Source organism: Streptomyces griseoflavus, assembly GCF_014649995.1.
GTDB lineage: Bacteria > Actinomycetota > Actinomycetes > Streptomycetales > Streptomycetaceae > Streptomyces > Streptomyces griseoflavus.
Window position 1 is genome coordinate 121,161 of sequence record NZ_BMUC01000013.1, and the last position, 22,595, is coordinate 143,755.

The following is a 22,595-nucleotide window of genomic DNA, read 5'->3' on the forward strand; positions in this document are numbered from 1 at the left end:
TTGGCTCGTTCATCGGCTTCCTCGCTCCGGGAGCAGTACGGGTTTGACCACGCGGCCCGCGTCGCAGTCGCGTTCCGCCTCGTTGATGTCGGCCAGTGGGTAGGTGCGGATCAGCTGGTCGAAGGGGAAGCGTCCGGCTTGCCACAGCCCGGTCAATCGGGGTATCAGCAGGCCGGGTACGGCGTCCCCTTCGCAGATGTGGCGGATGCCGCGCCCTCGGTCCAGCGTGCCCGGGTCGAGCGGCAGCGCGGTGTGCAGCCGTGCCACCAGGCCGAGGCTGCCGGTGGGGCGCAGCGCCCGGAGCGCGTCGTTGATGAGAGGGGACGAGGCCGTGGTGTCCAGCGCGTACTGCACGCCGCCCTCGGTCAGGCGCCGGATCTGCTCGGGCAGTCCGGCTGTTGCTGCCGGCAGTGGGATCGCGCCGAACCGTTCGGCCAGGGCCAGCCGCCCGGGATGCCGGTCGACGGCCACGGTCACAGCCCCGGCGGCGGTGGCGGCCATCACGGCGGCCAGGCCCACCGCTCCCGCGCCGAAGACCGCGAAGGGCTCGCCGGGGCCGGCGCCGAAGGTGTTCAGTACGGCTCCGGCGCCGGTGAGGAAGCCACAGCCGAGCGGGCCCAGCAGTTCGACGGGCAGTGCGGGGTCGACCCGGACGGCGTTGCGGGCCGGGACGAGCGCGTACTCGGCGAACGAAGACTGGCCGAACCAGCGGGGGGCCAGCGCTCCCCCGGTCGCGTCGGTGAGCCGCGCCGCGTCCTCCTTGCGCCCTCCGAAGAGATTGAGGGAGGCGAAGGAGTCGCAGTAGGCGGGGGCCGCGCCGCGGCAGGTTCGGCAGTGCCCGCAGGAGTCGAAGCTGAGCACGACGTGGTCGCCGACGCCGACTGCGGCGTCCGGGCCGCCGCCCGTCTTCACCACGACGCCGGCCCCCTCGTGGCCGAGCACCGCCGGCAGCGGGCTGCGGCCGGCCGATCGCCGGACCGCGAGATCGGTCCGGCACATCCCGCATCCGGCGATCTCGACCAGGATTTCGCCGTCGGCGGGTTCTGTGCGCAGGGTCACCTCCTCGACCGTGAAGGGGTCCTCGCAGGAGCGCAGTACGGCCGCCTGGAACCTCATCGTCATGCCTCCTGCGGGCGGTGGACGACGAACGGCCGGAGGTTGCCGTAGAGCCCCCACGGCCCGCCCGCGACGCCGACACCGCTGTTCTTGACGCCTGCGAAGGGCTGGGCGAGGGACAGTTCGCCATGGTGGTTGATCCAAGCCGTGCCGCATTCGAGCCGGTCGGCCACCGCCTCGGCCCGGTCGAGATCGGTGGCCCAGACGGAGCCGCCCAGTCCGAAGCCGGTGCCGTTGGCCGCGTCGACGGCTTCGTCGAGGCTCCGGTACGGCAGCACCGGCAGGACCGGTCCGAACTGTTCCTCGGTCACCACCGGGCTACTGGGCGGGACGCTGGTGAGGATCGTGGGAGCGAAGAAGTAGCCCGGCCCGTCCAGCCGGTGGCCGCCGGCCGCCGCCCGGGCTCCGTCCGCCAGTGCCTGCTTCGTGACCTGCTCGACCCTGGCCAGCTGGGGGGCGTTGTTGACAGGGCCCAGCCTGGTTTCGGTGTCCAGGCCGGACCCTACGGCGACGGTCTTCGCGCGTTGGGCGAGGGCTTCGACGACCTCGGCGTGGAGCCGGGCCGGGACGTAGACGCGTTTGACCGCCATGCAGACCTGCCCGCAGTTGCGGAACGCGGCCCAGAACAGCCGGTCCGCGATCCGGTCGACCTCGACGTCGTCCAGCAGGACGGCGGCGTCGTTGCCGCCCAGTTCCAGGGTGACCCTGGCCAGGGAAGCCGCCGACGCCTCGGCGACGGCTCGCCCGGTGGGCACCGAGCCGGTGAAGGTGACGTGGCGGAAGCCCGGGTGGGAGGCGAGGCGGGCGCCGAGGGGTTCGCGGCCGGTGACGACGGTCAGGACGTCGTCGGGCAGGGCGGTGGCGAGGACGGAGCCGAGCAGTCGGGTGGCGAGGGGCGTGAACGGGGAGGGTTTGAGGACCATGGTGTTGCCCGCCGCGAGCGCGGGCGCGAACTTCGCCGCCGCGAGCTGGAGGGGGAAGTTCCACGGCACGATGGCGGCGACGGGTCCGAGGGGGCGCCAGCGAATCTCGCTGTGCACTGGCCGGCCGTCGGTGATCCGCCGGGTTCTGGGGGTCAGGTCGGCGAAGTAGCGCAGGCGGGCGGCCGTGCGGGCGACCTCCGCGTACGACTCGGCCAGGGGCTTGCCCTGTTCCCGGGTGAGCAACCGGGCGAGGTCGTCGTCGGCCGCCTCCACGGCGTCGGCCGCGGCCTGCAACGCGGTGGTGCGGGCAGCGGGGTCCGCGCGCCAGCCGTGCCAGGCCCGGTGGGCCCGGTCGACCACGGCGTCCACAGCGTCCGGCCGCTGGTCGGGGGCCTCGTCGAAGATCTCCCCGGTGGCCGGGTCGACGACGGCGAGACGCGCAGCTTGGTGTCCGGGGACGCGATCGGGCTCGGATGTCGGCATGCCGTTCAGTTGACGACGGGGACGCCGGCGGTGTGCTCCCGGGCCTGCCGGTCCATCTCCGCCCGGAAGGCGGCCACGAGATGCGGTTGGATCCTTCCGGAATTGCGGTCGCCGCCTTCGCAGACCGCTCCGCGCACGCCCACGATGTCCGTGCCGATGCGGGTCAGCGGACCGAGGTCGGCCTGCTTGACACTGCCGGCGAGGGCTGCGAGCAGACCGGAAGCGTGGGCCAGCCGGACGAACTCGGCGCAGACGTCCGGCGGAACGTGGTCGAACAGCCGCGTCCCGTCCTTGATCGCCGTGTCCAGCATGGCCGCGTCGGCGCCGGAGCGGGCGGCGATGTCGGGCAGGGCGAGCGGGTTGACACAGCCGATGCGGTGGGCGTCGGCGTAACCGGAGGCGACGACGAGCGCTTCGGGGCGGTGGTCCTTCACCGCCCGGACGACCGCGCGCATGACCTCCACGCCCTGATCGGACGTCGTGCAGCCGTAGAGGCCGACCTTGATGTACGTGGCCCCCGAGACGACCGCGCCGAGCGCGGCCTGAGCCACCGTGCCGGGCTTGTACGGGACATCCCCCACGGTCGCGGATACCGGCTTGTCTGCCGGGACCGCGTCGCGGATCTCCCTGATGACCCAGGGGAAGTTCGCGCCGAGAGAGCCCTGGTCGGGCTTCTTGACGTCGACGATGTCGAGATGCTCCGCCGCCTTCGCGCATTCGAGAGCCTCATCGACACCGTCCGGGGAGATGAGCAGCAACACCATGACCTCCTTCGCCGCCGGTCCGCCCGGCCGAGGGACGGGGGACCGCGGATCGCCTGGCTCATGTGCGGTGCGTTCATCATTTCCGTCACCCTGCGGAATCGGTAGGGCGCAAAGAGTGTCCGCAGGCGCTCACGTCCACGTGCAGCGCGCCGTACATACCGAGGAAAACGCCAAATAAGCGACAATCCGATTGATGGGCGAATCGCTGGAGACCGGTGGAGGTTCCACGTCACCTTCGCCCCTGCTCGAGGTTGCATTGGGGGGTCAGGCCGACCTCTCCGTCCGCCCGGTCAGGAGGCCGGGCGTCGTCGTGGCGGCGTGATGGCGTACAGGTCGAGGATGTCCGGCCGGGGTGCGACGCCCGGTCCGCCGGCGCGAGCCCAGGCGGCGATGTCCTCGGTCGCGTCCGGGTCGTTGACCAGCCCCAGCCACACGGGCCGGGCGCCGGCAGCGCGACCCTCGGCGGAGGGCTGGACGACGACGACGTTGGCGTGTTCGCAGACGTCGAGGCAGTCGGAGACGCGTACCGGTGCCGCGGCACGCAGGCGTTCGGTCTGGGCCGCGTGGTCGACGCCGGTCACCTTGGCGCTGCCGCAGCAGCAGTCGCGGCACACGACGAGGCGGCACGGCACTGGGCCGGCCGCCCATTCTGTCCCCGCGTCATGTGTCGTTCGTCCGGGGGGCGTTGCGGGCATGCGGTGCCGTCCCTCTCTCCGGGGAAATCCGCCCCGGTGGTCCGTCGAGGAGGCGACCGCGTGAGTCTCCTGGCTCTCGGGTCGATGCTCGTCCCTGCCTTCCCACCCGCTGCCGGGCAGTGGCTCCTGTCGGGACTCGCTCGCCGATCACAGTGGCGGTACCGCGCCGGATTCACACCGGCTTCCTCGTTCCGCCGTCGCCCTGTCGCCGGCCATCATCCCATCCCGAAACGCCGTCCGGACCGCCCGGTGCCGCCGTCAGTCCGTCTCCTGGGCGTGGGGGGCCGTCGCGGGCGGATGGGTCGGTCGGTCCCGTCCGCCGTCACGCCCGGACACCACCACGATGACGAGCCCGACCACGACCGCTCCGGCGACGGCACGTCCTGCCGCCCGCACCCACCATCCCGAGCGGGCCGTGCCCCCGCGGGGGGAGCCCAGCCGCTCGGCCCGCCGGGCAGGTCTCAGCAGACGGAGCAGCAACAGCACCGCGACCGGCAGTTGCAGCAGCCACAGGACGGTGCGCGGCCACTCCCCGTACCAGACGTTGGTTCCGTACAGCAGCGTGTGCCACACGCTCAGCACGTACACGACGATGACGAAACGGTGCAGCCGCCGCCAGGTGTTCGCTCCGATGCGGTGCCGGACGTAGAACAGCAGCCCCAGTGGAATCGCCAGGTACAGGGCACCCTGACCGAGCGGGATGGCGATCCTTCCGGTTCCGGAGTCGTACCAGCCCGGTACGAAGGTGTCCGCGAAGGCCACCCACAACCGTTCCGCCCACGCCACCTTCGTCTCGTAGCGCACGAGTTCGGCCGCGAACATCAGCGCATGGGCGAACATCAGCGCCGTCGTCGTCAGGCTCGTGGTGCGGTGCCAGCGCTCCAGCACCTGCCGGGCGACCGGCAGCCGGGCGGGACGCGGCCCCGACAGCAGCAGGCCGAGCATGACCGTGCCCCACGCCCACAACAGTCCCGACCACCCGAACGCCTGGCTGAGCAGGTACATCCAGTAGGTACCGGGATCATCCATGAACGGCATGACCGCGACCGTGTCCGACTCACCCGACTCCATGCGCGCCCACAGGAGAGCGAACACGAGCACCGTGACCACCACCGCCGCGGTGGCGTCGGGCAGGGCGGACCGCAGGTCACCGCGCAACGCGACGCGGTCATTCGGGGGTCGTCGCCGTCCGGGAGGGGCTACCGCCCCGTCTTCGTCCGGCCTCGCGTCTGACGTCATCAGGGGCCTCCCGGGCACGAGCCACCGCAGCAACGGTGCGCATGTGTCGTGAGGCAACAAGTCTGGCTGATGTGACGGTGATCCCCGAAGGCGTTATCCGGCCAGAGCCACCACGAGGAATGCGCGGAGCACACCTGGATGCGCGGCCCGTCCACTGCCACGGGGAGTCACCGTGGGGCCGTACCCCGCACAAACAGCACAACGCCGTCCGCCGCGCTGCACCAACGCGCGGCCCGGCCAGTTGCCTTGAGCAGGCCGCCACCGTGTTCCGGCGGGACTCCACATCGCGGGCCGGACCGCTCGGTGATCCGGGAGCAGCCATCCGACGAGCGTCAGTTCCACGGCTCCTGGTAGGGGTTTTCGCCCAGCAGCTCGGCTGCGGCCGTGCAGAGGTCTTCACCGAAGATCTGGTTGCTGCCCCATGCGGATCCCCAGAGGTCGGACGCGGCCTGGGCCACAGCGCGCCAGGAGTAGTCCTCATCGCATCGCCACGTGCGGATCCGAGCAGCCATCTCCGGCGTGATCGTCGCCGGGTCAACCGTCTTATGTGCCACCCCGGCGACCCTAGGGTCGCTGGGAGGAAGGTGGCCACCGGATTACGCCTTCTCCCACCCGGCGGACCGGCCCCACCTGCAGGCTCCGTGCAGAGGGGCGGCTTCCATAACGTCGACCGGGGCGGGTAGACGGTGCTCAGCCCGCCAGACGGGACAGGAAACACAGACCTATACAACTGAGAGTGACGATCTCCATGTCTCGACCGCTTATGAAGCAGGCGGACGGGCAGGGACCGGACCACGCGCTGCGTCGGCACCTGGCCTGGAGCGGATCCCCGCCCACAGCCGCCCAGGGACGGGCCGAAGCCGACGCGCTGCTGTCCACCCTGCACCGCACCCACCAGATCGTGGTTCCGTCCGGCGCCGCCGCCGACGTCCGACTCGTGGTCAGCGAACTGCTCACCAACGCCGTCCGACACGCCCCCGGCCCTGGCCACCTCGAGCTCCGGACGGCCGAACGATTCCGCATCGTGCGGATCACCGTCCGGGACTCTTCCCCTGCCATCCCCCTCCCCCGGCCGACCGACCCCCGCCGCATCGGCGGACACGGCCTGGAGATCGTCAAAGCCCTCAGCAGCCGCCTCGTCGTCGAGCACACCAGCGACGGCAAAGAGATCACAGCCGACGTCCCTCTCCATCAAGAGGCCCGTACGCCCGCCGGTTCCGACTCGTACTCCGGCGACGGGGAAGCGGACGACATCCTGAGATAGGAGCCGTACGACCGCGGCTTCGATCACACCCCGCGAACCCGCGCGAGAGCAGGCGCGGGGCCCGGCCGCCCCTGAACAGCGTCGACGCTGTTCAGGGGCGGCCGGGCTCGCAGCGGACCCAAGTGAAGGTGCCGGTACGGCAGGCGTAAGGCCCAGGGCGCCGAAGGGGTCCCGATGAGTTCCATGCTTCACCCCGGTCACAAGGTCAGCAGTCCGTACCGCGTCGGTACGGTCGCCGGCTACGTGGGGAGAGAAGGACATGTCCGCTGGGCAGGAGCAGGCAGTCGGTGGTGGGGGGCGCGTCGTCTCCGCCGACGGGACAGAGATCGCGTTCGAGCAGTCGGGCAGCGGACCGGTAGTCATCCTGGTGGCGTCGGCGCTGGCCGACCGCTCCGACACCGCGAAGCTTGCCGCCCTGCTCAGCGAGCGGTTCACGGTGATCAACTACGACCGCCGTGGCCGTGGCGCGAGCGGTGACGCCGATACCTACTCGGTTGGCCGCGAGATCGACGACATCGCCGCACTGATCGCGCACAGCGGCGGCTCGGTGTCGCTGTTCGGCTCGTCCTCCGGAGCCGTGCTCGCTCTGCGCGCCGCCGCCGCCGGACTGCGCGTCGATCGCCTGGCCTTGTACGAGCCGCCCTTCGTGGTCGCCACCACCGATGACTGCCCGCCCCGGGACCTGGCCCGGCAGGTCACCACGCTGCTCGAGGAGGGACGTGACAGCGACGCGGTGAAGTACTTCATGACCGAGGTGCAGGGCATGCCCGGTATCGCCGTGCTCGTCATGAAGCTCATGCCGAAGGTATGGGCCGGTCTCACCCGGCTGGCCCGCACCCTCCCCTACGACATCGCGGTCATGGGCGACACCCAGCAGGGCAAGCCTCTCGACGCCGCGGAGTGGGCGAGCGTGCACGCGCCCACCCGGGTGCTGACCGGAGGCAGGAGTCCTGTCGCCTTCCAGCGTGCCGCCCGCGCCCTGACCGATCTGCTGCCCCGGGCCGACCACCGCACCCTGCCCGGCCTCAACCACAGCGCGGTCGTCATGGCACCGAAGAAGGTCGCCCCCCACATAGCCGAGGCCCTTCAAGGCTGAAGCCTGTCGCCGGTCTCTGCGAGGTCGAACGCCGGACACGGGGACGGGTGGAATCCCGGCCCCGTACGACTGTCGCGCGCCCCTCCGCATCGCGGCCGACCCCCCGGGGTACACGGGCCGGGTCGGAGGAGTGCCGGGCCACTGAAGGGGGCGTCGCGATGGGCGTGCACGACCGGATCGCGGAGCTGCGCCGCGTCGCCCGGGAGCGGTTCGGGTGGAACGATCTGGCTGCCCAGCAGACGGAGGCGATGGAGTCACTGCTGGAGGGTCGCGACGTGCTCGTCGTCATGCCGACCGGTTCCGGGAAGTCGGCGATCTATCAGGTGCCGACCGTCATGCTCGGTGGCCCCACGGTCGTGGTGTCGCCGCTGATCGCCCTGCAGCGGGACCAGGTCGTCGGCCTGCGGAAGAGCGCGGCACCGGACGCCGTGGCCGTGAACTCCGCACAGCCCCGGTCGGCCATCGACAAGGGCTGGCAGGCGATCCGGGACGGTGATGCCGAATATCTCTTCTTGTCCCCCGAGCAACTGGCCAAGGACAGTGTCGTGGAAGAGTTGAGGGAACTGGGCCCCTCGCTGTTCGTCGTCGACGAGGCTCACTGCGTCTCCGCGTGGGGACACGACTTCCGCCCCGACTACCTGAACCTGGGCGAGGCCGCCGAACGGCTGGGCCGTCCGCCGGTACTCGCTCTGACGGCGACGGCCGCGGCGCCCGTCAGGTCGGACATCCTCGAGCACTTGAACATGCGTGAGGCCCACGTCGTGACGACCGGGACCGACCGGCCCACCATCCATCTGGAGGTGCGCACTTTCACCGACGACCCGGCCAAGCGCGAGGCTGTCGCGCGCTGGACGGCCGAGGCGGGCGCCCCGGGCATCCTCTACACCGCCACGCGCAAGGACGCCGAGACGTATGCGGAGCGACTTCGGCAGGACGGAGTGGACGCCGAGGCGTACCACGCGGGCGTGAAGGCAGCCGACCGCCGCCGGATCCACGACGGTTTCATGAAAGGCGCTCCCGCGGTGGTGGTGGCCACGTCCGCGTTCGGGATGGGCATCGACAAGGCGGACGTACGGTTCGTCGCCCACGCGTCCGTGCCGGAGGCGCTGGACTCCTACTACCAGGAGATCGGACGCGCCGGCCGGGACGGGGAGCCGGCCCGGGCGGTGCTGTTCTACCGCCCCGAGGATCTGGGACTGCAGAAGTTCCTCACGGCCCGGACCCTGGACGTCGACGCGCTGCGCCGCGTCATGACCACGCTGCGCGACCAGGACGCCCCGCAGAGCCGCAGCCGGACCGCCCAGTTGTGCGGCCTGTCGCGCCGGAAGACCAGCGAGCTCTTGAACCTGCTGGAAGAGGCGGGAGCGGTGACCGTCGAGGGCAGGCGCCGCGCAGTCCGGGCGCTGCCCGGCCGCACGACGGACCAGGCCACCGAAGAGGCGGCACAGGTGTTCGAACGGCGGCAGCGCGTCGACCGCTCGCGCATCGAGATGATGCGCGGCTACGCCGAGACGCCCACCTGTCGCCGCCAGTTCCTTCTGGGCTATTTCGGCGAGCAGTTGGACACACCGTGCGGACGGTGCGACGTGTGTGACCGCGGGGAGGTGCGCCCCGGCACCGGGGCCCGGCACCAGGACACCGCTCCCCCGCCCGGGATCGGCGGGCCCTATGAGCCGAACGACCGGGTGAGCCATGCGGAGTGGGGTGCGGGCACCGTGATGCGCACGGGGGAGGACCGCCTCGTCGTGCTGTTCGAGCAGGTCGGCTACAAGACACTGTCGCTGACAGCGGTGCAGGAGAGCGACTTGCTCACCGGCACCTGATGCGCCCCGGCTGTCGGGGCAGGCCGTGACCGGGCTGATCAGCAGGCCCTGAGCGGCCCGAACCGGCTCCGCTGCTCGCCGCCCGGTTGCAGGGCGGTGTGAACGATTGCCTGCGGTGCTCGCGCCTGCCGTGCGTGCCAGGTCAGGTGGGGTACACAGCCGGCCATGAACCTTTTCCTGTCGGTGGAAGTGCTGTCCGAGTCCACGCTCCGTGACGTGGTGGACCTGATGGTGAGACTGGTGGAGGCGGCCGGGGCCCTGATCATCTTCCTGGGAGCCGTCTGGGCGTTCGGCCGCTTCCTCCTGGTAGGGGTCCGCGGCGGTGGTGTGGGCCGTGAGTTCAACAAGATCCGGCTCTCCCTCGGCCGGTTCCTGGCGCTGGGCCTGGAGTTCCAACTCGCCGGAGACGTGCTGCGCACCGCCATCGCGCCCAGTTTCACCGAGATCGGGCAGCTCGCCGCGATCGCCGCGATCCGTACGGCCCTGAACTACTTCCTCAGCCGGGAGATCGCCGAAGAGCGCGCCGAGATCGAGCGCGAGCGCCACAAGGAGGCGGACGACATCCGTCCTCGGGCGGAGTCGGCGTGACCGCTGCCCTGCACCTGGCCGCCCTCGCCACCACCGCCTTCGGGCTCGTCGCCTCCGCGGTGGTACTCGTGGCGGCGAGACGGCCGCGGGCCGCCTTGGCCGTCCTGTTGGACTTCCTCACCGCCGCGGGGCTGCTGCGGCTGACGGGTGAGCCGAGCTGGGATGCCGTGGCGGCAGCCGCCGCCGTGATCGCCGTCCGCAAGCTCGTCACCGCGGGCCTGCGCCTCTCCAGGTAGGGCGGTGCGAGGGAACGCGAGTGGTCCGCGGCCGACGGTCGGGACGGAGGAACCCCCTCACACCCGGCAGGCGGGCCGAGGGATAAGCCCACCTGCCTCGCCACCTGCCGTGGCTGTCGCCTGCCGTCAGTGAGTCTGCCGCTTGCCGTGGTAGCGCTGGGCCAGCCGGGCGAGAGCGACGGCGCCGAGCAGCAGGCCGACATCGCGCAGCGCGATGTCGTAGTAGCCCGGGATGGTCAGCAGGTTGACGATGATGCCCGCGAGCCAGCCGGCCACCAGCCAGCTCCCGAGGCGCGGGGCGAGCGCGACGGCCAGACCCGCGACGATTTCGACCACTCCGACGGCGTACATGGCCTGCTGGGCGCTGCCGGGCACGATGTCGTTGATCCAGGGCGCGAGGTAGGCGGGCCAGTCCACGAGCAGGTTGGCGAACTTGTCCAGCCCGAACAGGATGGGCGCCACGGCGAACCCGGCGCGCAGGATGACGAACGCCTGGTAGCCGGGGTCGCTGAGTACGGCGCGCCGGGAGGCGACGGACGGGGTGGTGGAGGTTGGGGACGACATGACGCCCTCCTTCTATCGACAACTCTCATTGACAATAGAAGCGCGCCCGCCCCTCTTTAGTCAATCGCCATGGGTTTTACACTGGTGTTCGTGGACCACTCGAAGGAAGCACCCCGTGCCGACATCTCCGCCGTCGCCGCGCTGGACGAGCCGAACCGCAGAAGGCTCTACGAGCACGTGGTGCGTCAGCCGGGGCCGGTCAGCCGCGACGAGGCCGCCGAGGCCCTCGGTCTCGCCCGCCAGACCGCTGCCTTTCACCTGGACCGCCTGACCGACGAATCGCTGCTCGACGTCGTCTACGAACGGCGCAGCGGACGCACCGGCCCCGGCGCGGGCAGGCCGGCCAAGCTCTACAAGCGCTCCACCAAGCAGGTGGCCGTGAGCCTGCCCGAACGACACTACGAACTGGCCGGACGACTCCTCGCCCAGGCGATCGAGGAATCCGAGGCCACCGGTGAACCGGTGCGTTCCGTCCTGCACCGAAAGGCTCACGAACGGGGCGCGCGGCTCGCCGGACCGGAGCAGGCGGATGCGCTCGCCGTGCTGGAAGCGAACGGCTTCGAACCTCGCCGGGACGGTGAGGCCGTCGTTCTGGGCAACTGTCCCTTCCACGCACTCGCCCGTGAACACACGCAGACGGTGTGCGGGATGAACCTTCACCTGCTGCGCGGCGTGCTGGACGGGCTCGCCGAGTCCGGACTCGAGGCGCGTCTGGCGCCCAGGCCCGGTCACTGCTGCGTCCGCCTGGATCCGGCTTCCTGACTACAGCTCGAACTCCACGTGCTCGATGTCCGTGAAGCGGACCTCCTCCAGGCTCCCCGCGCGGCGGCCGCCGTCCTGGAAGTACACGTCCTTGAGCGCCTCGGCGGTGATCTGCTGGAGCTGTCGGTCGTCGGCACCGGCCTGCTGGGCGTCGAAGAGGCGGGCCGCGTGCTGCGGGGGCAGGGCGACGGTCAGGTGCCGGATGCGGGACTCGTCCGTCGACCCGATGGGGGCGGTGTAGCCGAGGCGGGCGCGGGTGTCGATGACGATGCCGCCGGTGGTGGCCGCTTTCTGGCGGGCTCTGGCCCGGACCTGCGGTTGCCATCGGTTCTTCACTTCGCGGTCCAGGCGCGCGGCGAGGTCCGGACGGGGCTTTCTGATCTGGTCCTTGACATACCGTTCGACGGTGCGTTGGGAGATGCGCAGCATCTGCGCGACGGCACGGGTTCCTTTGAGCTGTCTGACCAGGTAGCGCATCTGGGCGGGTGCGCTTTTGGGTGCCGGGCGGGTGAAGGAGCGTTGCACCGCGGCGTCCAGGCCGTCTCCGAACACGCTCATCGTCGCCTCGCCTACTCTCCGTTGTCGATGTCGGTGACGGTGCCGTCCTTGATGTAGCGGGCGAGGTTGAGGTCGGGGGCGTCGAACCGTTCGCGGACCTCTTCGCCCCACAGGACGGTCTGGGTTCCTTCGTGTTTGACCAGGCCGGGGTTGATGCCGAGCTTGAAGCCGCCCGGCAGCGGCTTGTCCTCCCGGTAGGGCAGGAAGTCCAGCGGCGAGGGTCCGCCGGCCGCGTAGACGACGCAGTCGGACAGGATCGCGACCGGGTACTGGCCGGTGAACGCCGCGTGCTTGACGATCTTGCGGTGCAGGTTGGTGCGGGTGCGGGAGATGACCGCGGCGCGGATGTCGGGCCGCCACGTCGGGCGGGACAGCGCGCGCCACGGCTGTCCGGGCCGCCAGCCCTCCCCGCGCGGGCGTTCGCGCAGCTTGCCCAGGCCGCCCTTGACGGTCGCCTTGATCGCCGAGGCGACGATCGCCAGCTCGGGGTCGCCTTCCTTGTGACCGTTCATGGCGGCGAGGAAGTCCGCCGGAGCGAGGTCGGTGCGGACACCGAGGTCGGCCATCGTGGCGAGGTAGGCGTCTCGCAGCCGCTGGTACCAGCCGTCCAGGTAGCGGCCGTTCTCGTACCGGACGTACGCCTCAAGTGGACGTACCTCGTAGCCGAGCTCGACGGCGTAGGCGACCGTCGGCGTCGCATACCAGGCCGGTCCCTCGGGACGCTCGCCCTTCGGCGTGAACGGGCTGGGCAACAGGCTGCCGTCCAGCCGTGCCCACTCCTTGCCGACCTTCACTCTCGACAGGTCGACGTGGGACAGGTCCACCAGCCAGCTCCCCGGCAGTTTCGGGTCGAACGCGGGATTCTTGACGTGGGTGGGTGCTCCCAGGCCGACGAGCAGGCCGTTGGCTCCGGCGGCGAAGGCCATGTTCACGTCGATGCCGACCAGATGCCGCAGGGTGCACTCGCCATCCGTCATGGGCCGCGCCCAGTCGTACGCTTCCTCGAACAGCTTCTCGTCGGGGCCCCGGACGTGGAAGCGCGGCAAGTCCGCCAGCAGCGGGTGCCCGTCGGGTGCCTCGCACGGCGCCGGGTCGACCGGGTCCTTGCCCAGCGAGCCGGGGTTGCGCTCGGAGTGCCTCCTGCCGTCGGCGTCGGGCCGGGACGCGCGGGTCGGCGGGTGCAGTGCCGTCATCAGCTCCAGACCGGTCACGGCGGTCGAGCCGCGCGGGGTCATCACGCGGGAGGCGTACAGCCCGAGCACCCGGGCGAGTTCCGCCGGCGGAAGCTGCGCGGCGTGGCCCCAGTGGCGGGCATCGAGAGCGTTCCAGGACGGGATGCACAGTTGCACGCAGGCCCGCTCCCCACCCTGCGCGGGACGGTAGATCCGTGCCCAAGGCCCCAACCCGCGCTTCGTGAGCTTCCACTGGGCACGCGTCAACTGCTTGACGACTTTGTGGCCTTCCGGGATCCGTCCGGCGTGCCGCTCCTCGTCGGTGAGGGTGGCGGGCAGGCCGTAACGCTCCAGCGCGGTTTCGCAGAGCACCAGGAGCGGGTCGGCGTCCTTACCCGGACCGGACAGTCTCGGCTGCCCGAGCTTCGCCTCCTTCAGCGCCCATTCCACGAGAGCCGCGAGGGACTTGGCGGGCACCTCCAGGACCAGGCCGCCCGTGCAGTACGCCGACACCTGGCCGTCGGCGTCGACATCGACGACCGCCAGCGGGCCGTTGGCGAAGCGTGGGTCGCTGCCTCGCGTCGGCGCGGCCACCGAGGTCGCGGCCGGGGCCGCCTTCTGCACACCTGCCCGACGCGACACCGAGGACGACCTGGCCGGACGCGCCGAACGCGGCGCGTCCGCCGGCGCGGCGGCGGACGCAGGCGCATGGGTCCGGGCGTCCTCAGGTGCTGTCCCGTCCGCCGGTTCGGGCTCCGGGCTCGGAGACACGGTCTGCGCCCTCTGCGGGGCGGGCGCACCCGCACGTGAGGCCGGCGCCCGCACGGCCGGCTCCTCCGGCGCCGCGGGAGCGGGGTAGAGCTCGGCGAGCTTGCTGAGCAGTCGCGCATACGCTTCACGCTCCGGGCCACGCGGCTCCACCGTCTTCTTGGCCGACTCCCAGCCCGACACCGTCGCCCGACGCACCCCCAGCGCGCCCGCCACCTCGTCCAGCGTGAGACCGTGCGCCGTGCGCAGCCGCTTGCGCTCCTGCGCCGACGGCAGCGGAGCACGGGATGCCACCAGGGCGTCGACCGCGTCGAACAACTCGGACATGCGGCACCTCCTGAGCAGCAGCCTAACCCACAACCGCACTGACGGCGGACATTCAGCGTACGGAAAGCGTGCGATGCGCGTTCACGGAGTACACCGATCGGTCCCCGGAACACCGTCGACGCGAACGGCGAGACGTCGATCTTTGAACCGTCCCGGAGTCCAGCCCGTTGCTGACTGCTGGCGGGGAACGACCACGGAGCCCCTGCCACCCGAGAGACGGAGGTATCAAGGTGCCAGACCACGGCTCATCCGGAGCGTCGTCCGGGAACGAGCAGCCGCCGCCCTACGAAGGCCATGTCCCCGATCCGTTGTCCTTCCTCGACCCGGAATCGCGGGGACTGCACGAATCGATCGAGCGTGCACAAGCACAGCCGCCGGCGTACGAGGGCACACCCAACCCCCTGACGTTCCTCGATCCGGAGTCCCGGCAGCGCCAGGCAGAGATCGAACGCGGGCAGATCAACCCCATGACACAAGACGCGCCCGCGCGATCACGAACCGATCAGCCGCCGGCGTACGCGGGCGCACCCAACCCTCTCGCCTTCCTGGACGCGGGTTCACGACAACGACAGGCTCAGGTCGAAGCCGGCCAAGTCGGGCAGGTCGCTGTGTCCAACTGGCAGATCCCGGCAGAGACGCAGGCACTGATCGCCCAGCACTCGAGGTCACGCCCCGCAGGCACACCTCAGTCCCCCGAGTCGTCCAGGCAACGGGACGCCCAGGCCGGCTCCTCCTCCAAGGCGCACTCCGGCCAACGCAGCCACCGGTCGACAGGGCGCAGGAAGTAGGAGACACAGCCCGCGGTGACGGAGGGCTGCCCCGCCCCTTCCATGGCGGGGTCGACGGTGCCGGAGGCCGCGACTCCGAGTGGCCCTTCCCTCACCCTCGCGGGGCGTCCTGCGGCGCCTGCTGGTCGCGGAGGGCCTGTTCGACAGCCTCAAGGCGCCGCCGCTGCCGGCGTGCGCCCAGGAGGCTGGCCAGGAATCCGCAGGCCGCGAGGAGGTGCCAGCAGGCGTACCCGTAGTGGGCGGTGAGGAGTTGGATGACGGCACTCACCAGCCACAGCAGCACGGCGGCTCCCGTCATCCAACGCACCCACCGGCGCTGTTGGTTGTTCAGGGCGCGACGCCGGCGGGCGACGATGTCGATCGCGGCGGGCAGTTCAGCGGGGTCTTCCGGCAGCTCGCCCCGCTGGATGCCGCGGCCCACCCGCAGATACCGGCTCACGCCCAGTCCGAACTCAGCCGCACGGCGCCGGGTCCACCACAGTGCTCCGGCGGCCGCACCGAGACTCAGCAGGAGGAAGACCGCGGCAAACAGTAGTCCTCGATGCGCGTCGACTTCGTCGTCACCGATGACCGACCCCAGCAGGAAGCCCGCCGCTGCCGCTGCCGGCAACACGGCAAGGAGGGGCCCCACCGTGCTCGTGCGTCCCGCACCTGTGCGCGCCGCACCGGCAGTTCCGGGCATGCCCAGCCCTCCTATGTCTCCCGTGTCTTGGACCGGTACCCCAGTCGGCCGCCGGCACCCCTGCCGTCGCACGGGGAAGACGTCGCACGACGGCTTCCCGCCGGCGTCAGTGATTCCAGTAGTCGCGCCGGGGCAGTTGGACCCAGATGTCGGGGGGCCCGACCACCCCGCGTGCGTCGGTCGGGCGCAGGCCCGCGAAGGCGCAGCAATAGGCCACGGGGTTGCCCTGGTAGAGGTACGAGACCAGTATCTGCTCGGGGGTGTCGTACGGGTCCGGTCCGCCGCCCGGGTGCAGGTCCCATCCCTCTACGGTGCCATCACGCACGATGCTGCCCTGGTTGCCGCTCTTGGGATTGGCGTACATCCCGTAGCAGACGGTGCCGGTGGACAGGCGGGTCAGAACACCCGGCATGTGCGGTGCGTATCCCCAGGGTTGCGTGACGACGCAGCCGCCCGGCACCGAGGTGACGCCGACGATCCGCAGGCTCTCGGCGGCGTCGTACCGGTACACGTCTTCGAGCAGTTCGGCGATGACCTCGTCCGCCACCGGCACCGCTTCCATACGCCGGACCGCCTCGGCCGCGTCGATGCCGGCGACGCAGGCCAGCCCGGTGCCGTCGTAGTAGAACGTGCCCAGCGCCGTAATGAGCCGATGGGCTTCCTGCGCCACCGTGCGCTCGGCGTCGGTCAGGTACTCGCCGTCCGGCACCGGGAACAGGTCCGGTGTCGGACCGGCCAGGCTCAGCCGCCCCGGTGACCAGCCGCCGGGGGACGGGCGCCAGGGGTCGGCTCCGGCGGCGGCGAGCGTCCGGGCGTTGTCGGGCTTCCGGGAGACCACGGCTTCCCACAGTGCCGTCACGCCGTGCTGGGTCGCGTCCACGTCCGAGACCCGGTCTGCCAACTCGGCGACGACCTGGGGGGACCCGAACGCCGCGGCGCGGTGCAACGGGCGTCCCCCGCCCCAGTGCTCCGGATCAGCGCCCCGGTCGAGACGCCGACGGACTTCGGCCACGTCCGTCCAGTCCCACCCCATGCCGCTCCAGCCGTCGCTTTCCGGCGCCATCGCTCCTCCTTGTGTCCCAGGATCGTCGGCCTGACACGCTCGCACACGGGTCTGACAGACGGGGCGGTGGTGCACGCGTGCGCGCAGCAGTTCCGGTCAGCTCGGCGGTGGTCACCCTTCCGCATCCCGGCGGGTACACCCGTCGAGGACGATCGACGGCCTGGAGATGGCCCTCTCCTCATGGTTGATAGCCCGGCAGGACCCGGCCGTGGCGCGCTTCGACCGGTGTCCACGCCACCACGTCCTGGAATCCGTGACCCCGCGGGCGATCAGGGCCGGGTCCGCTCCGCTCTGATCGCCACTGGCGGGACGCTGCCCTCCGGGCCGCACAGGGTGCCGCGGTGGCCCGGACGGCGCGGATCATGTCGTGCCGGCCCGGTCAGCCGTTGTACGGGGCGGTGACGTCCAGGACCCAGGTGACGCCGAAACGGTCCGTGAGCATGCCGTACAGGGGCGCCCACGGCGCGGGCTCCAGCGAACGTACGACGGCCGAACCCTCGGCGAGCTTGCCCCACAGGGAGCTGATCTCCTCGGCGTCGTCCCCGCGCACGGAGACGAAGAACGGGTTCTCGCCCTGGTTCCAGGGCAGGTGCGAGGGGACGTCGTAGGCCATGACGTGGAAGCCGTTGTCACCGGCCACCTCGCCCCACATCACCCAGTCCGCCTCGCTCTCGTTCCGCACGGCGCCCGCGTCCTTGTAGGTGACCGCGACAGCGCGCCCACCGAAGACGGACCGGTAGAAGTCCAGTGCCTCACGTGCGGCGCCCCGGAAGTTCAGGTGCGTGGTGGTCGTGACGGACATGGTGTGCTCCTTGCTCAGCCCGATGGATGCGCCGCCGACCCGGCCGATCCGGGTGGCGGCTGCCGTGACCAGGAGTGATGCCTCCTGACCGGCTCGCTCGCCACAGTGTCAGGAGTACCGGACAGGATGCGTCCTGTACTTCGGGGACCATGGGTCGCATGCAGAAAACGTCCTCCCGGCTGCTCACGCTGCTCTCGCTGCTCCAGACCCCCCGTGACTGGTCCGGTAGGGATCTGGCCCGGCGTCTGGGCGTCGCCTCGCGCACCGTGCGCCGCGACATCGACCGGTTGCGCGACCTCGGTTACCCGATCACCACCGTCAAGGGGCCGGCCGGTGGTTACCGGCTGGAAGCCGGCACGCGCATGCCGCCCCTGCTGTTCGACGACGGTCAAGCCGTCGCCCTGGCCGTCGCGCTGCGGACCGCCGCCACGGGCACCGCCGTCGCCGAGGACGCCGCCCGCGCACTGGCCACCCTGAGCCAGGTCATGCCCGCCCACCTGCGTCACCGCATCGACCTCCTGCGTGTCACCGCCGTCCGACCACCCGCGGCCGGCGACACCTCCGAGGTGGACCCCGAGGTCCTGATGGAGCTCAGCCGCGTCATCCACGCCCGCCATGAACTACGCCTCGACCACACCTCGGGCCCCAGCGCCTCGTCCGATGCCCCCCGCCGCGTGCAACCTCACCACCTGGTCACCTGGCGCCACCGCTGGTACCTGGTGGCCTATGACCTCGACCGCGAGGACTGGCGCACCTTCCGCGTCGACCGGATCCGCCCCCGCACACCCACCGGCCCCCGCTTCACCCCACGCCGGCTGCCCGGCGGCGACGTCTCCAAGTTCGTCACCGGCCGGTTCCGCGGCAACGACGGCACCTCCACCGACTGGCCCTGCCAAGGCGAGGTCATCCTCCCCCTCCCCGCCGCGGACGTCGCCCCCCACGCCGAAGAAGCAATCGTCGAAGAACTGGGCCCCCACCACTGTCGCCTCACCCTCGGCTCCTGGTCGTGGACCGCACTCGCCGCCTCCCTCGGCCGCTTCGACACCGACATCGACGTCATCGGCCCGCCCCAGCTCGTCACCGCATGCGCGGACCTCGCGGCCCGCTACGCCCGCGCCGCGGAGTCCTCATGCGTGCGGCTGGGTGATCGCTGGTAGCTCCCTGGCGGCCGGCCCCGCCCGGTGCGGTCCTGAGAGAGCGCTGACCCGCATGCCCGTCCCACCCGTTCGCCGGCCGGTTGGTCATCCCGCCCCCTGGAGCCCGACCGCCTGAAGGACGCCTCACGACATGCACCCGTCTGGGCCTGCCGTGATGGCGAGGCGCGGGAAGTCCGGTGAGGGTGGAGGGCGGGATCGGCGTCTGCCCCGTCCAGGTCAACCAACCTCCCGCGAAGGGGTTCACCATGTCTGAACGCAACACCGCCATCCGCAGCCTGCACGATCTCGGCCTGGCCGCCTGGTTCGGAGGCTCGCTGATGGGAGCGATCGGCCTCAACGGGGCGGCCCGGGCCGAAGGCGGTACGGAGACGACCCGAGACCGGATCTCTTCGGCGGGCTGGAGCAAGTGGACGCCGGTGAACGCAGCCGCCATCGGCGCGCATCTGTTTGGCGGCGGCGGGTTGCTCGCCGTGAACGCCAAGCGTGTCGCCACACAGCAGGGCGTGGCCGCATCCACCACGGCCAAGACCCTCGTCACGGCCGCCGCCCTGGCCGCCACCGCCTACGCCCGCGTTCTCGGCAAGAAGGTCGAGCTGGCCTCGTCCTCCGACCCCGCCGACGCCGAGAAGGCGGACAAGCACCCGATCGACCTCGACAAGACTCGCCAGCAACTGGCGTACGCGCAGTGGGCGGTACCGGCCCTGACCGGATGCCTGGTGGTCCTCAACGCCCTGCACGGCGAACAGCAGCGCCCGATCGAGCAGATGCACGGCATGTGGCAGCGGGCGCGCTCCGCCACTCACCTGATGTCATCACATCACCCCGCGCACTGGGGTGGATGCGGCCGTCGGCTGTAGCTCGTCGCCCGGGAGACCTCACCCGGCACCGGGCGGCGAAGCAGGAACCCACCGACACCACGGGTAGGTGGGAACAGCCGTCCTTCAGGGCGGCGAGGGTGTCCATGGTCCCGTTCCGCGACGAAGACGCAGAACGGGTGCCCTTCGGGATCCCGGTAGACGCGGAAGCGCTCGTCGTCGTCGGGATCCGGCCGGTCCCGGTCGTCGAGCAGGCGGCCGCCGAGGGCAAGCACGCGCTCGTGCTGGTTGCGCAGTTCCTCCAGCGAGTCGACGCTCAGGTCGAGGTGCATCTGCTGGGGCACCGGGCCGTCGGGCCAGTCAGGTGCACGCAGTCGCTCCACCTGCTGGAAGGCGAGCTGTGCTTCCCCACGGGGATCGCGCAGGACGAGCCAGTCCCTGCCGTGCTCGTCCGGCTGACCGGCCGGGGGCGGCTCATCGCCCTCGGCGTAGGTGAACCCCAGCAGGGACCGGTAGAACTCCGCGAGTCGGCGGGCGTCGGTGCTGTGGAGCACGGTCTGCACCATGCGGATGCGGCTTGCGTCGTCGGTCATGGACGTCAGGTGCCCGGCCGGGCCCAGCCCGAACGGAACACGCGGGGGAAGCCGGCTTGCCCGGGCGGACGCACAGAGAGAACCGGACTGATGCATCACCCGATTTCTTGCAGAACCTGACGGCTCCTTGCCCGCATACGACGTCGCGACCTGCGGGTTGTCACGCATGTCTTTCTTGTGTACACGAAATGGTTGAACGGTCACCTTGACCGGTCCCCTGTCCGCGCCGCGTTCATGCCGGTCAGTTGGGTGCGGGATTGTCATCCCGCACCTGACTGGAAGCAGGGGCAGCTGGTTGCGTCCTTCCCCTCATCCTGAGAACTTTCGACTGTTGAACGCACAGCGCACTCCACATGCGCGAGTGCGTACAGGAAGTGACACTTCATCGGAGAAGGAAACAATCAGTCATGCGTGAGCAAGACCTTCCTCGAAGGGCCGTCGCAGGCGCGGGAGGGGCGCTCCTCCTGGCGCTCGTGGCTACCGACCCGGCTTCCGCCGCGGTGCCGGCCACGGAGCCCGCCCCCTCCTGCGTCGTCGTGTACGAGAGCTGGCGGTACACGCAGGCCGAGAACACCTGTGCGGGGACGGTGACCGTGAAGGTCGTCCACCAGGACGGTGCCGAGGGGCCGTGCCACACCGTGCGGCCCGGCGACGTCACCACCATCGGCGAGGGATACCTCGGCCGGCACGGGCACCTGCGTCACGTCGCCGTCTGCGCCTCGCCCACCTCGGCTGACGGTGTCGCCGTCGCGGCAGCCGGGGAACTACGCCGAGCGGATGAGGCTGTCCTGCCGTCCGATGCCATGTGAGCCCTGTCGGCCCGGCAGCGCCCGCGAGCAGGAAACCCGGTCCCGGACCTGCTTGAACGCACGTGGGCTCATCGGTGGCCCAGCACGTTGACCACCCGGCCATTGGGATCACGGACGAAGAAGCGGCGCACCCCCCACTCCTCGTCCTGCAAGGGGTGCACGATCTCCGCGCCGTTCTCGCGCATCACCGCATAGGCCGCGTCCACATCGTCCACCTCGATGCTCAAGTCGGGTACGACCGGCGCGGTCTTGTCGTGGCTCATGAAGGTGACTTGCGCGGTGGGGCGGGAAGCGGAGGCGAGCGTCACGACCCAACCATGGTTCATGACTTCCTCGAAACCCAGGAGGCCGTAGAAGTCCCGGCTCTCCTCCATGGCCTCTGATCGGATGTCGGGCACGACCCGGCGGACGGACACGGGCTCCTCCTGCTGACAGACGACGGCGGACGTGTCCCTGATTCTCCCGGAAGGCGCTGTGATGCGCCCGAGGACTCAGTTGTGAGGCTCCGTGTTCTGCGCCGCGCGGCCCCGTTCTGTCTCGTCGCGCCCGGGCAGCCCTGCCCGGGCGGCAAGGTCGCGCTCCAGGTCGTCCAGGGCCCTGCGGGCCGCATCGATGCGTCGGCGCAGATCCTGCTGGTCCGGCCGGTGCACGGCCGGGTGGCGTGCCGTCGGCGTCTCCTCTGCCTCCTCGCCCAGGTCCCTGGCCTCTTCGAGGGAGGTGAGGACGACGCCGATGAGGACGTTGACCAGGACGAAGGAGGCGAGCAGGACGTAGGAGGCGTAGTAGAGGAGGCTCCAGCGCGATATTTCCAGGCCGGCGTGGATCGCGTCGCCGATTCCGTCGAGCATCATCAGGAGGAAGAGGGTGAGGACGGCGCGGCCGATGGAGCCGTAGTGCTCGGGATCGTGGTGGCCGAAGAAGACCCAGCCGACCATGGCGTACACGTACAGCAGCAGTGCGCCGACGAGCAGGAAGCTCAGGGTGCCGGGCAGGCTGCGGGCGACCGCGACGAGCACGACGCGCAGTTGGGGCAGGAAGCGGGCTGTGCGCAGAACCCTGGCCAGCCTGAGCAGTCGCAGCACCGTGGTGTTCTCACGGACGACGGGCAGGAAGGCGCACAGGACCACGGCCAGGTCGAAGAGGTTCCACGGATCCTTGGCGAAGTCCCGTGGGCGATCGGCGTGCGCGGCCATGCGCAGCAGGATCTCGACGGTGAACGCGGCCAGGCAGGTGTGCTCGGCCAGCCGTAACCAGCGGTGCCATTGCTCGAGGACACCGGAGTACGTCTCCAGGCCCAGGAGGGCGGCGTTGGTGAGGATCAACGTGAAGACGGTGAGGGCGAACCAGCGGGCCTCCGTGATGTCACGGCAGCGGCGTGCGAGTCGTCGGCGCCCGGACGGGGCGGTGGATTCGGCTATGTCGTCTTGCATGCTGCTGCCATGTCTCTTCCGTGCCTGCGGCGGCCCGTCCCGGCCGGGTCGGCCGGGACGGGACCGCTGAACGATCAT

Annotated in this window: 25 protein-coding genes and 1 riboswitch; of the genes, 9 read left to right on the forward strand and 16 right to left on the reverse strand. The window is 70.8% G+C overall.

Annotated elements, in window-relative coordinates:
• Nucleotides 1-9: 9 nt before the first annotated feature.
• From IE172_RS25185 to IE172_RS25210, 6 genes are all read right to left on the reverse strand, one after another.
• Nucleotides 10-1,116, reverse strand: coding sequence for an NAD(P)-dependent alcohol dehydrogenase (locus IE172_RS25185; protein WP_190099687.1), 1,107 nt, complete (start codon nucleotides 1,114-1,116; stop codon nucleotides 10-12).
• A 2-nt stretch (nucleotides 1,117-1,118) separates the two neighbouring features.
• Entirely contained in the window at nucleotides 1,119-2,522 is a 1,404-nt protein-coding gene (locus IE172_RS25190; protein ID WP_190099579.1) for an aldehyde dehydrogenase family protein, read from the reverse strand.
• Nucleotides 2,523-2,527: 5 nt separating this feature from the next.
• Complete coding sequence (locus IE172_RS25195; protein ID WP_190099688.1) at nucleotides 2,528-3,283, reverse strand: (5-formylfuran-3-yl)methyl phosphate synthase; 756 nt, start codon at nucleotides 3,281-3,283, stop codon at nucleotides 2,528-2,530.
• Nucleotides 3,284-3,576: 293 nt separating this feature from the next.
• Nucleotides 3,577-3,981 carry a (2Fe-2S) ferredoxin domain-containing protein gene (locus IE172_RS25200; RefSeq protein WP_190099580.1) on the reverse strand — a complete coding sequence of 135 codons (405 nt, stop codon included), beginning with the start codon at nucleotides 3,979-3,981 and terminating at the stop codon, nucleotides 3,577-3,579.
• A 42-nt stretch (nucleotides 3,982-4,023) separates the two neighbouring features.
• Nucleotides 4,024-4,214: riboswitch (cobalamin riboswitch) on the reverse strand.
• Nucleotides 4,215-4,239: 25 nt separating this feature from the next.
• Nucleotides 4,240-5,220, reverse strand: coding sequence for a ferric reductase-like transmembrane domain-containing protein (locus IE172_RS25205; RefSeq protein ID WP_190099581.1), 981 nt, complete (start codon nucleotides 5,218-5,220; stop codon nucleotides 4,240-4,242).
• Nucleotides 5,221-5,552: 332 nt separating this feature from the next.
• Nucleotides 5,553-5,774 carry a hypothetical protein gene (locus IE172_RS25210; protein ID WP_190099582.1) on the reverse strand — a complete coding sequence of 74 codons (222 nt, stop codon included), beginning with the start codon at nucleotides 5,772-5,774 and terminating at the stop codon, nucleotides 5,553-5,555.
• Between the two features lie 194 nt (nucleotides 5,775-5,968).
• Here IE172_RS25210 and IE172_RS25215 point away from each other — a divergent pair, with 194 nt between their 5' ends.
• From IE172_RS25215 to IE172_RS25235, 5 genes are all read left to right on the forward strand, one after another.
• A complete protein-coding gene (locus IE172_RS25215) occupies nucleotides 5,969-6,484 on the forward strand; it encodes an ATP-binding protein (protein WP_190099583.1) in 516 nt (171 codons plus the stop codon).
• A 259-nt stretch (nucleotides 6,485-6,743) separates the two neighbouring features.
• Nucleotides 6,744-7,580, forward strand: coding sequence for an alpha/beta fold hydrolase (locus IE172_RS25220; RefSeq protein ID WP_190099584.1), 837 nt, complete (start codon nucleotides 6,744-6,746; stop codon nucleotides 7,578-7,580).
• A 158-nt stretch (nucleotides 7,581-7,738) separates the two neighbouring features.
• Nucleotides 7,739-9,403: a RecQ family ATP-dependent DNA helicase gene (locus tag IE172_RS25225; protein ID WP_190099585.1), complete on the forward strand. Its 1,665-nt coding sequence runs from the start codon at nucleotides 7,739-7,741 to the stop codon at nucleotides 9,401-9,403.
• Between the two features lie 165 nt (nucleotides 9,404-9,568).
• Nucleotides 9,569-9,991, forward strand: coding sequence for a DUF1622 domain-containing protein (locus IE172_RS25230; protein WP_190099586.1), 423 nt, complete (start codon nucleotides 9,569-9,571; stop codon nucleotides 9,989-9,991).
• Complete coding sequence (locus IE172_RS25235) at nucleotides 9,988-10,227, forward strand: hypothetical protein (RefSeq protein WP_190099587.1); 240 nt, start codon at nucleotides 9,988-9,990, stop codon at nucleotides 10,225-10,227. The genes IE172_RS25230 and IE172_RS25235 overlap by 4 nt, the downstream gene beginning before the upstream one ends.
• 126 nt (nucleotides 10,228-10,353) lie before the next feature.
• Here the strand turns inward: IE172_RS25235 and IE172_RS25240 are convergent, their stop codons facing one another.
• Nucleotides 10,354-10,791 (reverse strand): DoxX family membrane protein, encoded by a 438-nt coding sequence (locus IE172_RS25240; protein WP_190099588.1) that lies wholly within the window; start codon nucleotides 10,789-10,791, stop codon nucleotides 10,354-10,356.
• An 84-nt stretch (nucleotides 10,792-10,875) separates the two neighbouring features.
• Here IE172_RS25240 and IE172_RS25245 point away from each other — a divergent pair, with 84 nt between their 5' ends.
• A complete protein-coding gene (locus IE172_RS25245) occupies nucleotides 10,876-11,553 on the forward strand; it encodes a helix-turn-helix transcriptional regulator (RefSeq protein ID WP_190099689.1) in 678 nt (225 codons plus the stop codon).
• On the opposite strand, the gene tpg is transcribed toward IE172_RS25245, so the two are convergent.
• From tpg to IE172_RS25275, 6 genes are all read right to left on the reverse strand, one after another.
• Nucleotides 11,554-12,111 (reverse strand): telomere-protecting terminal protein Tpg, encoded by a 558-nt coding sequence (gene tpg, locus IE172_RS25250; protein WP_190099589.1) that lies wholly within the window; start codon nucleotides 12,109-12,111, stop codon nucleotides 11,554-11,556.
• Between the two features lie 11 nt (nucleotides 12,112-12,122).
• Nucleotides 12,123-14,378 carry a telomere-associated protein Tap gene (gene tap / locus IE172_RS25255; RefSeq protein ID WP_190099590.1) on the reverse strand — a complete coding sequence of 752 codons (2,256 nt, stop codon included), beginning with the start codon at nucleotides 14,376-14,378 and terminating at the stop codon, nucleotides 12,123-12,125.
• A 685-nt stretch (nucleotides 14,379-15,063) separates the two neighbouring features.
• Complete coding sequence (locus IE172_RS25260; protein ID WP_190099591.1) at nucleotides 15,064-15,261, reverse strand: hypothetical protein; 198 nt, start codon at nucleotides 15,259-15,261, stop codon at nucleotides 15,064-15,066.
• On the reverse strand, nucleotides 15,258-15,605 hold the full coding sequence (locus tag IE172_RS34790) for a hypothetical protein (protein WP_229886363.1): 348 nt from the start codon (nucleotides 15,603-15,605) through the stop codon (nucleotides 15,258-15,260). Before IE172_RS34790 ends, IE172_RS25260 begins: the two co-directional genes overlap by 4 nt.
• Nucleotides 15,606-15,954: 349 nt before the next feature.
• The gene (locus IE172_RS25270) at nucleotides 15,955-16,911 is read right to left on the reverse strand and encodes an ankyrin repeat domain-containing protein (RefSeq protein ID WP_190099593.1); all 957 of its coding nucleotides are present in this window, start codon (nucleotides 16,909-16,911) and stop codon (nucleotides 15,955-15,957) included.
• A gap of 379 nt (nucleotides 16,912-17,290) precedes the next feature.
• Nucleotides 17,291-17,713 carry a VOC family protein gene (locus IE172_RS25275; RefSeq protein WP_190099594.1) on the reverse strand — a complete coding sequence of 141 codons (423 nt, stop codon included), beginning with the start codon at nucleotides 17,711-17,713 and terminating at the stop codon, nucleotides 17,291-17,293.
• A gap of 158 nt (nucleotides 17,714-17,871) precedes the next feature.
• Between IE172_RS25275 and IE172_RS25280 the strand changes: the two genes are divergently transcribed.
• Together IE172_RS25280 and IE172_RS25285 are read left to right on the forward strand one after the other, a co-directional pair.
• The gene (locus IE172_RS25280; protein ID WP_190099595.1) at nucleotides 17,872-18,870 is read left to right on the forward strand and encodes a helix-turn-helix transcriptional regulator; all 999 of its coding nucleotides are present in this window, start codon (nucleotides 17,872-17,874) and stop codon (nucleotides 18,868-18,870) included.
• 245 nt (nucleotides 18,871-19,115) lie between these two features.
• Nucleotides 19,116-19,727, forward strand: coding sequence for a hypothetical protein (locus IE172_RS25285; RefSeq protein WP_190099596.1), 612 nt, complete (start codon nucleotides 19,116-19,118; stop codon nucleotides 19,725-19,727).
• Here the strand turns inward: IE172_RS25285 and IE172_RS25290 are convergent.
• A complete protein-coding gene (locus tag IE172_RS25290; protein WP_190099597.1) occupies nucleotides 19,688-20,278 on the reverse strand; it encodes a VOC family protein in 591 nt (196 codons plus the stop codon). The two genes, IE172_RS25285 and IE172_RS25290, sit on opposite strands and share 40 nt — an antisense overlap.
• Before the next feature lie 407 nt (nucleotides 20,279-20,685).
• Here IE172_RS25290 and IE172_RS25295 point away from each other — a divergent pair, with 407 nt between their 5' ends.
• Nucleotides 20,686-21,087 carry an alpha-amylase inhibitor gene (locus tag IE172_RS25295; protein ID WP_190099598.1) on the forward strand — a complete coding sequence of 134 codons (402 nt, stop codon included), beginning with the start codon at nucleotides 20,686-20,688 and terminating at the stop codon, nucleotides 21,085-21,087.
• Between the two features lie 68 nt (nucleotides 21,088-21,155).
• Here the strand turns inward: IE172_RS25295 and IE172_RS25300 are convergent, their stop codons facing one another.
• Complete coding sequence (locus tag IE172_RS25300) at nucleotides 21,156-21,503, reverse strand: VOC family protein (protein WP_190099599.1); 348 nt, start codon at nucleotides 21,501-21,503, stop codon at nucleotides 21,156-21,158.
• Between the two features lie 75 nt (nucleotides 21,504-21,578).
• Nucleotides 21,579-22,517: an ion transporter gene (locus tag IE172_RS25305; RefSeq protein ID WP_190099600.1), complete on the reverse strand. Its 939-nt coding sequence runs from the start codon at nucleotides 22,515-22,517 to the stop codon at nucleotides 21,579-21,581.
• Nucleotides 22,518-22,595 lie beyond the last annotated feature (78 nt).